Annotated in this window: 10 protein-coding genes; 8 read left to right on the plus strand and 2 right to left on the minus strand. The window is 36.5% G+C overall.

Features of this window, described 5'->3' with window-relative positions; genetic code table 11:
* From BKH46_RS09565 to BKH46_RS08750, 7 genes are all read left to right on the plus strand, one after another.
* Positions 1-434: hypothetical protein (locus BKH46_RS09565; RefSeq protein ID WP_216358715.1), on the plus strand; the 434-nt coding region annotated here is incomplete at its 5' end.
* Between the two features lie 595 nt (positions 435-1029).
* The gene (locus BKH46_RS09690) at positions 1030-1947 is read left to right on the plus strand and encodes an HD domain-containing protein (protein WP_216358716.1); all 918 of its coding nucleotides are present in this window, start codon (positions 1030-1032) and stop codon (positions 1945-1947) included.
* Positions 1948-2071: 124 nt separating this feature from the next.
* Positions 2072-3064 carry a hypothetical protein gene (locus tag BKH46_RS09695; protein WP_216358717.1) on the plus strand — a complete coding sequence of 331 codons (993 nt, stop codon included), beginning with the start codon at positions 2072-2074 and terminating at the stop codon, positions 3062-3064.
* Between the two features lie 92 nt (positions 3065-3156).
* Positions 3157-4077, plus strand: a complete 921-nt coding sequence (locus tag BKH46_RS08725) for a Dna2/Cas4 domain-containing protein (protein WP_172402612.1) — start codon at positions 3157-3159, stop codon at positions 4075-4077.
* Between the two features lie 165 nt (positions 4078-4242).
* Positions 4243-4773, plus strand: a complete 531-nt coding sequence (locus tag BKH46_RS08730) for a hypothetical protein (RefSeq protein WP_095226455.1) — start codon at positions 4243-4245, stop codon at positions 4771-4773.
* Between the two features lie 662 nt (positions 4774-5435).
* Positions 5436-6125, plus strand: coding sequence for a hypothetical protein (locus BKH46_RS08740; protein WP_095226457.1), 690 nt, complete (start codon positions 5436-5438; stop codon positions 6123-6125).
* Between the two features lie 711 nt (positions 6126-6836).
* On the plus strand, positions 6837-7790 hold the full coding sequence (locus BKH46_RS08750; RefSeq protein WP_095226459.1) for a hypothetical protein: 954 nt from the start codon (positions 6837-6839) through the stop codon (positions 7788-7790).
* Between the two features lie 32 nt (positions 7791-7822).
* On the opposite strand, the gene BKH46_RS08755 is transcribed toward BKH46_RS08750, so the two are convergent.
* On the minus strand, positions 7823-11686 hold the full coding sequence (locus BKH46_RS08755; protein ID WP_095226460.1) for a conjugal transfer protein TraG N-terminal domain-containing protein: 3864 nt from the start codon (positions 11684-11686) through the stop codon (positions 7823-7825).
* A gap of 763 nt (positions 11687-12449) precedes the next feature.
* Between BKH46_RS08755 and BKH46_RS08760 the strand changes: the two genes are divergently transcribed.
* Positions 12450-12815, plus strand: a complete 366-nt coding sequence (locus BKH46_RS08760; protein ID WP_095226461.1) for a hypothetical protein — start codon at positions 12450-12452, stop codon at positions 12813-12815.
* A 155-nt stretch (positions 12816-12970) separates the two neighbouring features.
* Here the strand turns inward: BKH46_RS08760 and BKH46_RS08765 are convergent.
* A partial coding sequence (locus BKH46_RS08765) for a site-specific DNA-methyltransferase (RefSeq protein WP_143428946.1) occupies positions 12971-14066 on the minus strand: 1096 nt, incomplete at its 5' end.

Below are 14066 nucleotides of genomic sequence, written 5' to 3' on the forward strand. Positions count from 1 at the left end.
GAGATACAGAGATCATTGTCTTTACAATTGAACATATCTTGAGCCACCAAAGTCAAGTGGTGATTGATACGGTCAATAGAAAAATCAAGCAGATCATTTATGAAGTGAGATGCGAACTTATAGGAGAATTTGCTACTAAGTCCGACCTAGAAGCAGCTGTTGCTAAACTCGAGCAAAAACTTATGGATGAGATTTCTAAAATCAAAATAGAAATGGCAAACATAAGAACTGAAATTGCAGAAGTAAGAACTGAACTCAAGCAAGATATTGCAGAGTTGAGGGTAGAAATGGAAAAAAGGTTTGGTAAAGTGGAAAATAGAATAGACAAGCAAGGCAGTAGAACCATTTTTATGGGAGCTATTATTTTGATAGTCATTCTCCTCACCAACCCTCAAGCCATAGAGCTATTCAAACAGTTCAAAAGTATTTTTTAACCCCAGAGGATTTCCTCACCCTCCCCTTTAAACACAGCCTAGAGTTGCTTTATGCCCACATGGGATATTTCTGTCCCTTGGGATAGAAGTATTCATTATTAGGAGAAAAGAAAGAATAAAATGAATAGGTTTTTTAGAGTCTTTAGACTTATGAGAATTAAAATTTTTAAAAAGATTTTAATTTATTTGAGAATTGGTTTTGGTAATTTAGAAACCCTAAGAGATATTGCACTAGGACTGCTTATTAATGGGTTTTATGGCATATTTAATGATGGTAAAATGTTCTCATATATAATAACCATTGTTTCTGTTTTAGCTATAATTGCTACTAACTATAGAATAAGGAGGAATAAATGAGTTTCGGTCAGCTTCTTATGCTAATACTTGCAATTGTTGTTTTGCTTTGTGCTCTCTTTGTCAAAACAAATAAAGATGACACAACAGGCAATACTCACTGCAAAGACTAAAGCCTTACCTTTTAACCCCAGAGGATTTCCTCACCCTCCCCTTTAAACACAGCCTAGAGTTGCTTTATGCCCACACGGGATATTTCTGTCCCTTGGGATAGAAGTATTCATTATTAGGAGAAAAGAAAATGTATGTATGTTATGGAAAAAAAGCTTACAAAGTAGAAGATAAAAGAGAAGCCAAAATGTTTGTTAAGTATCTAAAAGAACATATTTTAAAACATACCTCACGCCCATACTATTGTGGAAAACTATTTTGGCAAGATAGGGGTGTTATTGAGGACATTGTTAGAGAGAACCCCATACATATTGCTGATCTTCTTGAAGAGAATCTACGCTATTCCTACTCAAATCAGTGTTGTGAGGATTCTGACTATGATGAAGAAGGACAGAAATATCGGATTATCCATAGTATTGAGCTTTATGAAGATGAAGCTTTTTTTTTAAAAGGTAATCACAGATATAAGATTAGAGATATTGAAGAGGATTGTAATGATTTTTATGATCATTTAGTAATAAATGCTTCTGGATTCCTTATTAATCCCTTTGATTTAGAAGATGAAGATTTTGATCCTGAGATTATTGCACAGACCTTATCAAGGACTTGCAGATTTTGGGGACAAACCAGAGAATTTTATTCGGTCGCCCAACACTGCTTAGCTCTTGCAAAATGTTTTAAAGACAAAGAGTTAAAGAAATGGGCTTTAATCCATGAAGTTTTTGAAGGCTTGACAGGAATGGATGTGCCTACTCCCATTAAATATAGAGAAGGTATGTCTGATTATCGAATGGCTGAAGAAAAAGCTCTAAAACAGGCAGCTAGAATTTTCAATCTTAGTCTAGATATGCCAGAAGAGGTGAAAATTGCAGATAAGAGAATAATGGTAAATGAGGCAATTATATATATGCCTTACCATCATCGCCTGAGGGCTTTTGCACCCTTTAAAGAATATACAAAACTTGCAGATTACATACGAAAACCATTGAGTATGGAAGAAGCTAGAGTCGCCTTTTTAAAAGAGTGGAACATCTTATTTGGAAACTAACCTCTAAACTGCCTTATCTACACTACAACCAATTACATTACTTTATAGAACCAATAGTTGAACCCAGAGCTATGTGCTTTGTGTTTAGGAGTAAGCCTATGGCTTTAATACATAAGGAAAACTGATGAAAAAATACAGACTTACAGATGAAACTATCCAGCTTTCTAACAAAACACTTTATCGCATTATTGCACTTAAAGATTTTGATGGAATCAAAGAAGGCGATCAAGGGGGTTTTATTGAGAGTGAAGAAAATTTATCTCAAGACAATACTGCTTGGGTTTATCCTGAAGGTAGAGTTTTTGGGAAAGCTAAGATTTTAGAAGAAGCCAAGATTTACCAAGGAATAGTTGGTGGCACAGCAATCATTAGGGGTAATACTCTAGTGTCTGGTATATCTGCACAGGTTTTTACAGGTGATTTTAGGGGCGATGCTCTTATTAGTGAAGCCAATGATTTCTTGATCGTTGAATCAGCCGATAGGGTTTTGATAACATTTGTTAATAGATTCAATCAGCCTGATTTGAGATTTGATATTTTAGATTCTTTGAGAATGGAAACCCCATATCCTATTAGTGCTAAAGGACTTTTGGAGCTATCTGAAAGAGAGTATCGCCGTAGAGGGTTATCTGTCAATGTGGATCATTTTCCTTATGACTTGATAATTGAAATGGGTGAAAAGCTTTTTGCAAGGAGATCTGGTGATCAAACACCCATATTTAAATATCTTGCTTTAGCTCCTTTAGTTCCAAATATGTATTTTGTAGCACCTGCTAACGAGGATAGGGCGAAGTATTTAAGGCTTTTAGAGGAGTTTATGGAGGTGAGAACAACTACTGAAATTGATGCACTCCCACACCTCAAAAGAGCAATGTTTGATTATTTTTATAATGAATCAATCGATGATCTGAAGGATTCAGAAGGTCATTGGATAGATTTTTCAGATTTCTTGGTTTTTGATAATCCATACGAATGTCAGAGTTTCTTTGAAAACAATATTGATAGACCCTCAATGGATTTATACGAGCTAGAAAATAAGACCATTGTTATTTATGGAGACTTATATGATGGTCCTGTAATAGTTCTCGACCAAGATTCTATAGGAAAACTGGACTAACCAGATAATCAGAAGGCTGTTGGCTAGAAATTTTTAGCCATTGGCTAATGATTCTGCCTAGGACAAAATATACAAATTGTAGGAGATATATAATGAAAATCAACGATAAATTTATAGAGTTTATGATCAGTGGAATTAAAAAACAACAAGCACAAGACACTTCACTTGGTGATCGAAGTAGATATATTGGTGCTTCAGATGTTGGACAATGCCCAAGGAAATGCTATTTAGGCAAAATCCATAAAGTAGAATCCGACACAAAAGGAATCCTCGCTCAAACTCGAGGTCATTTGTCTGAATCGATTCTTGAGGAAGGTCTAAAAGGTCAAAACATTAAATATCGCTCTCAGGTTGAAGTTGCAGGCAAGAACCAACCATGGCTCAAAGCTCATCTTGACTTCTTGATAGAATCAGGTGGAGAAAGTGTTGTCATAGAATGTAAAAACACTAAAAACTCCCTTGATACGCCTTATGAGAGTTGGGTATTACAGCTACAGACACAAATGGGGTTAATGAGAGAGAATGGAATTGAAGTCAAACGAGGTATTATAGCTGTTTTGCTTATTGCAGAAGACAGACTCATTGCCTTTGAATATGACTTTGATCCTCTCCTTTATGAAGTGGCTATCAAAAAGGCAAGCTTAGTTTGGGATTCTCTCCAATCAGGGGTTGAACCACAGGCTGAAACTTCCTTTTTATGCCCTTACTGCCCCTTTAAAGACACTTGCCCCAAGCAAGCAAAAGATGGCGAGGAACTACCAAAAGAGTTTATTGAGAAAATAGAAAAACTCAAAAAGATCCAAGAATCTGAAAAAGTTGCTAAAGGTATGAAACAAGAGATTACAGACCATCTCAAAGCTATGAATATCAAGTTTGCCAAAGCAGGTGAATATAAAGTAAGCTTGACTTGGTATTCTGGTAGAGATAAAATTGATACAAGCAAAATCCCACAAGATTTACTTGCAGAAATTACTACTAAGGGTGATCCATACTCTGTTTTAAGGATTGGATAGCCAATTAAAATCCCTTCTAGGGATTTCCTCATTGAGGTTCATTAAGGGCTTTTTGGAGCTTTTAATCAATTTCAAGAGAAAGGAATCATCGCTTGATGGAAGCCAGTATCTTGCAAAGATAATTTCTCTTTCATAGGCAACCATACCCACCCATAAGGAGCTAAAATGAAATTAAGTCCAAAGGAAAAACGAATCCAAGAGGATAGAAGGCTATATAATCTTTATCGAAGATTGATAGAAATAGAAATATTGCATTCTAATGAGGAGCTTTGGGAAAAATCTGAAACCAAGAATACTAGTTCCTTAGGTTTTTATTGTTTTGTAAGTGGTAATCACTCTATTATGATCCGACCTATTTTGGCTAAATATAATGACAAAATGCAAGGTAGATTGAATTATTTAAAAGATGTTTTGGCACTCACTTATGTGCAAAGAGCATCTTGCAAGGTAATACAAAAGGCTGTAGATAGGCGTTTATACATTGGTTTGAGAGATATTTTTGACAACGACTTTTTACAAAATCCCATCATCAGAGTTTCAATCCAAAATCTCTTTTGCTCACCATCCATCAAGATAGGAGGATTCTATTCTAAAAACGACCTAGAAACACTGAAGGCAAAGGTTAAAGATATTAGAGAAGTCGAAAGGGAATACTATGAAATCTATGACTTGTATAGCCATATAATGATTGATTGATCATAATGAACAAAAAGAACAATCAAGAAGGAGGAGCCTATGAAAGCAAAATATTCAAAAGTGGCAATTCTCTAGCTATAAGATTACCAAAGGCACTCAATGTTTAAGGTCTTTATTTATAAAATCATACTATAATATTTCCAATTCAGAGGTCTTACCACCATGAATGGTGGGTGCTCTTTAGAGAAGACACTCTGGATTCTATTGTTTTATATAGAATATATAATCCCGTATCTCTTCACATCAACCACAAAATCAAAATTATAAATCTATTGACTTGTTTTATCAAATTATCTATAATTTATGCACCCAACTTTTGATGAGAGCTGGGAGTCTTAAAAATTAAGGTAGCCTTTTTTGCAAAATGCCCGATCCTCACAAGGGATTGGGTTTTTTTTTGGTCTTTTGGGACAGGGGTGGGATTTTGCAAAAAGGAGACCAAAAAGATGGACTCAAGTATCATTTTTACAATCATTGCGATTTTGGTCGCAGTATTTAGAGAAGAGATTCGAGAATTCTTTAATCTCAAGCCTAGATGATTGTCGCCTATCTTAATTCCCACCAGAGCCTCATCACCTTTGGTGGGTTTTATTACCTCTCCCATTGCAAATCTTCTCCATCTGTGTTAATATAACCAAAATCCCATTGGTATGGGGGAACATTTGGAACATAAGAAATACGCCCAACTTTTTTCAGAAGATAGGATCTCAAGCTATGAGAGTATTGAGGAACACGATAGAAATCTTGATTTGATTGCTTCAATCACAAAAGATTTAGCCATTATTGAGTTGGTTTTTAGAAATAGGATAGATCAGATTATGCTTAACAGAAGGCAGGATTGGATTAGGGTTTGGCACGCTGAATTGTTGATCCAAAAAGAAAATGGCAATCTAAAGAACCCCAGAGAAAAAGCAATCTTTTATAAAATAGACCAAGAGTTCCAGAAAAAAGAAAATTCTTTAGCCAGTCACAATCATTTGATTTCTAGGATGATGTTTGGTTTTTGGATTGAGGTTGCTTTTTATATCCTGCAACATCGATATTGCAATTCCTGTGATTTAATAGATGTTTCTAATATTGATTTAAAAAAGTATTCAAAATTCAATGAAAAACTAAAAGACAATAATTTGAAGTTATTAATTATTTTGGCTCTGGTTCAAAAAATTCGCAATCGAGCTTTTCATTGGGAGAATTTATTGAAAAACAAAGAGAGAATACTCAATAATTACAAAATAATTAAGATTCCAAATATTTACACTGCGTTTAGGGGCTTTTCGAACGGTATATATGCTGATAAAATAGAAGTATTCTTAAAAGATGTCTTGAATAATATTGATAACGAGCTTAATTGATCAAAAGAATAAGATCCCCTTTCAATAGGGGCGACCCGAACTGAATCGGAACTTCAAGAGAGATTATATTACTTTTTTATAAATAAAACCTTAAATGAGGAATAGAATGTTCTAATTGATGGAGTAAATACCCCCTGTTCAATAGGGGGATACCAGACTTAACTGTTACTTCAAGAGAGATTATATTGCTTTTTTATAAACAAGGATCTTTAGAGATCACTCTGATTTGCTTACATAGGGCTTTGAGGAACGCATTTATCTTTTTTGAGTAGTGTCAGCAAGGTTTAGAGGTTGTTTTGTGATATTTTTCTTCATTTTCGATTGCCTTGTAAATGGCTAAACCCACATTGCTCCAAGCTTTCTGTATATTATTGCCATACTCCATATTGGATAATTTTTGAGAACCATATAAGTTATATTAGTGAAGTAGAGCGTGATGGAAAATTAGAATACATCGGCGAACAAGAGGCTCAATATATTCTTGATAAGTTGAAAGATAGTGATGTAAATGAGATTATTATAAACTCTCAAGATAGTCGAAGTGTATCATCAAGACTGCCTATAAAAATTGAGAGATTTAAACAAGATGAAAATATGTAAAACAGCTTTTATACTAGCTGTAAATTTATAAATTAGCAGCTCTTATATCCTAGTTGCATTTCCCCCTCATCTATGTTAATATTTAGTTTATTTTAATTGAAAGGATAACAGATGATGAATTTTGATGATATTGGTGCTTTTTCTACCCCTCTTTGGGGAGAAGATAAAAATAGGGTTTTGTTTTTTCTTGCTCAAGATACACGAAGAGATATTTATTCTAAAGTAAAATACAAATTTAATAAGACCCATATACAATGGGCTTTTCTCTGCCGTATTCAAGCTTATAGGGACAGATTTTATGTTGGGGTGTATCGTGATGAAAATGGCAAGGTTTTAAGGAAAGAAGATGATAGTGCCATTAAGGGGTTTTTAGCTCCAATAGAAGGTCCTTTTGATAAGGCAAAGCATATTTCCTTGCACGATGATGCCTTTTATGAAAAACATATCTTAGGCAACCTCCATCATTCATATAATGAATTTATTTCTATGCTCGGTAATGGTGATATAGAAAAGGGTAAAGAACTTCTTAGGGAGAAGATGGATAATAATGAATACTTGCTGACTACAGAGGGAATCGAATATGCAAGAGAGAAAATACTTGAAACAATTATAAAGCCCATTAAATTAAATACTCATTTTAAGAGGATGGGGGAAATCGGATTATTAATATTTGAAGATTTTGAACCTGATTATATTTATAGCTTCATTAACCCAGAATACTATGACAAGCTTTTACAAATGAAACTTGGGGCTGTGAGGGTGAAAGACTGGAAAGAGTTTGGTGGAGGGAATAAGAAACACAAGGGATATGGTCGATGGCTCAATGATGTTCCTAAGATCTTTATTGATTATTATTGTCAAGAATATGAAAAAAGAAATGGAGATAGCAAGTTTTTACTTTTTGATACATCAACAGAGAAATATTTAAAACAAAAAGATTTTAAGCTTAATGCCCAAAGAGTGAAGCTTTTTGTCCCTAATATAATTGATCTATATAGTAAATATGAAGCAGCAATATGGGGTCATGGACTTGACTCCAATCTTGGAGGTGGGAGGTCCGAATGATTTTGATTACCTGTAAGGTATCAAAATCTTATTTACCCCCCACCTTTAAGATTGGAGGAAGCGTTTGAATTTGGTGAGGTCTTGGGTTCCCAAGTTTTCTTTATTCCCCCCATATCCCTTCTTAATGCGTGTGCTGCAGTTTGAGATATTTTACCAGTATTGATGACACCTTTAAATACAGCTCCCCCTGGAACAACACTGTTAATAACGCCTGCTGTATCTGTAACTGCATTAATGGCAGCTCCTGTATAGGCAACACCTCTCATAGCATTAATATTTCCTCCACTCATTGCATCTGCTCCTTTATAATAAAGGTTGCCTGCATCTGCTCTTGTTCCAAATTGGAAGCTTCTGCTCTCATCATACGCATAGCTCATACCCTCCATTGTGCGACCTTGGAATGCTCCATCTTGTCCCATTGTGGCTTTGGTGCGTTTTCCATTGATCATCGTATCAAACTCTACTCCCCTAGTCCTTGCTAAGAACTCTCTACGAAATCCTGCTGCTCCTCCAAGTGATCCACCTTGTCTGATCGCTGCAATATCGGCTGCACTCATACCACTAGACTCAAGCTGTTTGATGATTTCATTTTGTGTATTGGTGTTTCCAAAGGCTCTTCTATCTGCTTCTATTGAGCCAAATTTGTTAGCAGCCATCACATTATAGGCTTGCATTCCTGTTGCATTAAGCCCTCCATTGGAAATATACCCCATGCCTTGTGCTTGTGTAATATCAGCACTCATTTGGGCATATTGCATTCCTTGAGAAGTGGCAACTGTATCTGACATGCCATCTAAAATCCTTTCTGCAGAGGGCTTAAACTCTTTATCAATTTGCTCCATTCCTCTTTGATTGACCTGCTCTTTTAGATTATTGGCTCTTTCATCTACTACTGCTTTGTTTTTTTCATATAGTTGATTCCTTCTTGCTTCTAGTTTCTCTGCTATTAAATATGCAGCGCCCTCCCTATGTGCCCTCATTAGCCGCGCATGTTTTTCTCCTTCCTCTGATCTTGCTATTGCTTCATCTATAGCTTGGCTTCTATGATGCATAGCACTGGCACTGTCTTTGTCGATGGAAGCTATTTGATCTTTTGTAACCTCCTTTAATCTTTCTTTGTATTCATCACTCTCACGCTTTTTGCTTAATTGTGTAGCCCCTTCTGTGTTGAATTTACTTGCAAACCCTTTTGCTCTGCTTGCAACATCGTGTGCTGCCGAATTTTGGAGAACTTGATCATAAGGCGTAGTAGAGGTAACATTTCCTTCGCTATCTTTGAGTTCAACCCCTTTTTTAAAGAGTTTTGCATTCTCTTCTCCTGCTCCGATTGTAGCAACTTCTTTGGCTTCTATATTAGCTCCAGAAACTTCTTTAAAAGAGTGTGTGGCATCTTTTCCTTTGCCTGAGTTGAGTAGATCCTTATATCTTCTTTGTAACACATCTGCCTTATTATCTGTTTCTATATTTTGGGCATCAGTGAGTGTGGCTGTATTTTTTGTGATACCAGACATGCCCGTTTCTTTGATTCTCTTTTCATTGGCAAGCCCTTGTCCTGCTTCTTGTGCAGTAGCTACTCTTGCATTGGCACTTGCAATATCATCATAGCTTTTTCCAGCTGTTCCTCCTCCTTCTAGATCTTTACCATAAACCTCTCTGAGGGCTTTTCCTTTTGCGATATTTCCTTTGAGTCCTGCGTGTGCTCCATATTCGATCGCATTCATCTTATCCACACCTGCTTGACCACTCAAGTCTTCTTTACCCACTCCCATTGTTTGGTTCAAGCCAATGCGTGCTTGATTTTCCATACCCCTAATGAGGTTATTACTTGAGTTGGTCCCTGCAAGCATTCCAGCATCGTTATAGGCTTGAGAAGCAATCAGACCTTTGGCTGCTCCAATTTGTTGCTGTGCTCCATAATCTCCACTTGCCCTAGCTAAAGAATCCCCTGAAACATGTTTGCCTGTTCCAGAAATATCCACACCATTTTGCATCACACTACCCATAGCCATTGCTTGACTTGCTTGGGATACGCCTTGATACCCTCCACTAGCAGCTATCTGCTTGAGGTCATCTGTTGATTTGATTTCTGAAGCAAAGCCGACATCTTTTTCAATATCTTGTAGTCCTCTACCGATCTGACTTCTGGTTGTGTATTCAAGACCTCTAGCATATCTTTGGGCTTCTAGGAGTGCTTGATTGTTGGCTGTGAGGTCTTTCATGAATTGTTCGGAGTAATAGTATTCATCTAAGCCTGTTTTCTTGCCTGTTAGATTGTCTGAAATTTGATGGGTGCGTTCTTTTAGATCACTGCCTAAAATCTGTGATTGTGCTCCTGCGACATCTGTCATTTGAGCAGAGGTTGCACTTCTACCAGCAAAAAATGCCATGTATGCTCCCCCTGTTATAATAATAATCGGCACGATCCACACGAGATTATTCCCTAGCGTTGCTGCTGAATTAGCTTGCATTGCCATATATTCATAGTAAGCTTGGGTGTGATACATATGTCCTTTATCCAGCGTTCCCATTAAGGCTGCTGCAGCATTCTTTGAGGTCTGTGTTGTTACCAAGCCATGGACAATTGCTAAAGAAATACGATATAGCTCAAAAGCCCCAAGGGAAATCAAATATGTATAGAATACTTTTTTACCTGCTTCAAGTCCCCTAAAGCAAATCACAAGCAAGATAAGAGGGAATAGGAAATAGGTGAGGGCAGTGATAAAGTTGATTAAAAAGGGCATAGACACAAGGAGGTAGGCAAAATTAGCTTGTTGCACCCCATCGGTTTGAGATTTTGTAACAGCAGAGTTGAGATTTTGATTGAGGGCATTGGCTTGAATACCCGTTAAACCTAGGCTGTCTGCATATTTTGCTTCAGCGACTGCAGAGGAGAGGGAAGCTTGGAGTTGTAAGCCTACATATGGACTCATACCTTTAGCCATATCATCAACGCCTGCATACATATTATCAGCCATAGAATCAAACAACCCAGAAGCTTCTGCCATATTTTTAAACCCAAGGGATTTTGATACCCTATCAGAATATTCTGATGTGATGTTTTGAGCATCATAGTATTGCATCAAATCATCCCAAACTTCTCTACAAGGGACATTTCTCCCATCGGCTAGGACATCCATGACATTAGACCCATCTGTTAAGGGCGTAAATTTATCAGGAGCAAGCCCTGCTAATGTAACGATTCCATCTCCAATTTTGAGATCATAGGGTTCTCCTATGGTATACATTGCTTTAAACACACAATCTTTGACATAATGTTTGAACTTTGATTTGAACTCTATTCCCCTAGGAGAGGAGTCTATCCTTATAAATCTTTCTTTCCTGAGCATATCAAAGTTTTTTAAAAAGCCCACATCGGTATAACGAACACCATTGATTGGATTAGCCACAGTATCTACGACATCTAAAAGTATTGCTCCAGCAGTTGATGCCACAGATGCAGGTAGGGCTACAATCCAAGGTATATGATCTACTATTGCTTTAGAGGTTCCATCAGGTGCTTTTGTCCCAAAATAGGTGCGTTGATCCTCGATGGTTACAGGCACTTTCATTGCTGTATTTGCTGAAAGAAAATATACTGCAACAATGAAGAGCAGACCTTTCAAGCCTGTTTCAATCGCTGAAGCACCAATTCCTGGTGTTGAAATAAGCCCTGCAATTTGTGCACCTGTTCTTCCAATTACAAATAAGAACGCAATAGAAAGGAACGAACTATAAGCATGGCTTTCAAAAAACATTGCAGCAGCATTGAAAACATATCGATACAATTCCACATCACCCCAAACTTTAATAGGGAAATAAGTCATAAAGAGCGTATCATCTTTTCCAAAGAGGAAACTAGGGAGCAGGATTGACAGCATAAGCATTAATTTTGGCATTTGTGTACCTTAATGTAAAATTATCTAGGCTCAAAGGAAACTAGATGGATTGTAGTTTTATATCTATTTGGAAGCATTATACCATATTATTTTTCTGTGAGAACTTAGGTCTGCAAACAAGGGAAAACGATCATATTAGGGGCAGGTCTGTTTGCAAAACCTACCCTAAACAACAAATCAATAAAGTTTTGTTGCTATTAAGCAAATTAATGCTATAATTATGATCGTTTTAAGTATCATAATTTGAATCCTCCTTTCGGAAGCTCAAATTCCCTCTGTGAAGCTGCGAACTTCATAGAGGAGTTGTAAGCTTCACAATCAAATTCTACAGAAATATTTTTTATATGCAACAGAACTCAAAGCTCTCTAACAGAAAAGATAATTTAGATAAAGTAGTAGAGTCCAAATAGGGGATTTGTGCCAACTTGTGGAGTTTGATGATATAAATTTTTGGCTATAATTATGCTTGAGGTTGTGCCACAGAGAGTCACACCTCTCGGTGGCAAATTTATGACCTCGAAATGAGGTGGTAGAAATGCTACTGATAAAGATAGTCAAAGCTATCTCAAGGGTGATTATAGCATTAATTCTATTAATGTCAATCGCTTATTGAGATAAGTTTAGGGACCTTTGTTCCTAAACGCTTTGACTATCTAGCTCTCTGCCACTTTTCACACAAAAATCTGTTAAGGCAAGAGCCAAAGTTGCTTTACATAAAGCTAAACATAACATAAATTCTCAAACGAGAACAAAGGATAAACATATGGAGACCCCTGATATGAACTACGACAGAAAACAGCTACGCAGAGATTTAACACAGATTGCTAAGACACAGGCTGAACTAAGGCAAACGAGTTTAAATGTATCAAAACTTGCTAATTTTATCAAGAGCCTAATCAAGGAAGAAAACGCGCCACGACCCGATAGGGCTTTATTGGAGCAATTAGCAAGGGCTACATATAGAGACAATGACAGCGTGCTTGGAGTAGCAGAATCATTAAAAGGTATTTTAGACCCGATAACAGGACAAGCTAACGCAGAAGCTAAAGTAATTTCAGATGCATGGGATGAAGTAGTGGGAGAAGATAATAACCCTTACCACTACAACGATAACACACCCGTGAAATAAATTAAATAAAAATAAAATCAAGGAGAAGACACTATGCTATTTAAATTTGATGGAAAAATTTATAATTTTTTGGTATAATTTTCTTGGTGATGAAAAATCACCATAAGCATTATTTTTCGGCATTTACTTACCTTTCACTAAATGACCCTTTTGGGTCATTTCTCCTCCTCTCTCTTACAAGTCTTCTCAAAGTTCTCACATACCCAATCGATCTTCTCATTAATCTCCATTCTGGGTTGATCATATAAACTCTCATCAATACTTTCAAATATTTTATCACTATCAGCAGGTAGGTGTTCTATGTCATAAACCTCTAGACTATCTCCATAGGGTTTGTTTTTCTCCAACCATTTTATCGCCCCCCCCCCTTCGTAGCATTCTCCTGTCATGATACGCTTGAGTCTTTTGGCTGTAACATCATAGGCAATACCATTAGGATTGATCTCTGTTTCTTCATTGTTTGTTACGAGTATGAATTGTCTATTCCCTCCATCAGTTCTATTAAGCTCTAAAACAGCATGTCCTGTTGTGCCACTCCCTGCGTAGAAGTCTAGGATAATATCAGTGTCTTCTTTGTTTGTAGCGTGATTAATGATTTCACGCATAAAATTAACGCCCTTTGGATATGTAAAATATTCACCTATACCCAATTCTAAAAGCTCTTTTGTGGCATTTTGATTCATGAATTCATTTTGTGTAAATTTCAGAGAATCAAATGTGGTTAAAGTCGTTTTCAAATCCTTTAAATAGCGTTTATAAATAAATCCACGCTCATTTTCATTATGCTCTTTTTTAAAGCAAATCCGACCTTCATCGATATGTTTTTGGATTGTATTTTGTGAAAAAAGCCAAAAACGCCCTTCTGGGGGATAATCTACTTTTCCAGTATAAGGATTTTTGACTGCAAAATAACCATTTTCCATAGTTCCACTCTTGGCACTCGGATCACTTAATACCCACTCGCCATTTGGATCATTATCAGGATTTTTATATTTATCTAAATCTTTTTGACCACCAAGTAAATTTACATTTTCTTTATTTTTGGCATAACACAGCAAAAATTCGTGTTGATAATTAACGCCCGTTTTTGCATCATTTGTGGTGCTTTTTGTCTTACGGATAAAATCCCCCACAAAATTCCCCTCACCAAACACATCATCAAATAAACATTTGACATAGGCTTGGTTTTTATCATCGATACTGCAAAAGATCACTCCATCATCAGTGAGTAATTGTCTTGCAAGATGTAAG

It is taken from the genome of Helicobacter sp. 12S02634-8, from assembly GCF_002272865.1.
In the GTDB taxonomy this organism is placed as follows: Bacteria; Campylobacterota; Campylobacteria; order Campylobacterales; family Helicobacteraceae; genus Helicobacter_J.

Bases quoted from the DNA above. Each gene is read 5' to 3' on its own strand.
- BKH46_RS08755 (WP_095226460.1), bottom strand. From the start codon at position 11,686: ATGCCAAAATTAATGCTTATGCTGTCAATCCTGCTCCCTAGTTTCCTC.
- BKH46_RS09690 (WP_216358716.1), top strand. From the start codon at position 1,030: ATGTATGTATGTTATGGAAAAAAAGCTTACAAAGTAGAAGATAAAAGA.
- BKH46_RS09695 (WP_216358717.1), top strand. From the start codon at position 2,072: ATGAAAAAATACAGACTTACAGATGAAACTATCCAGCTTTCTAACAAA.
- BKH46_RS08750 (WP_095226459.1), top strand. From the start codon at position 6,837: ATGATGAATTTTGATGATATTGGTGCTTTTTCTACCCCTCTTTGGGGA.
- BKH46_RS08725 (WP_172402612.1), top strand. From the start codon at position 3,157: ATGAAAATCAACGATAAATTTATAGAGTTTATGATCAGTGGAATTAAA.
- BKH46_RS08760 (WP_095226461.1), top strand. From the start codon at position 12,450: ATGGAGACCCCTGATATGAACTACGACAGAAAACAGCTACGCAGAGAT.
- BKH46_RS08730 (WP_095226455.1), top strand. From the start codon at position 4,243: ATGAAATTAAGTCCAAAGGAAAAACGAATCCAAGAGGATAGAAGGCTA.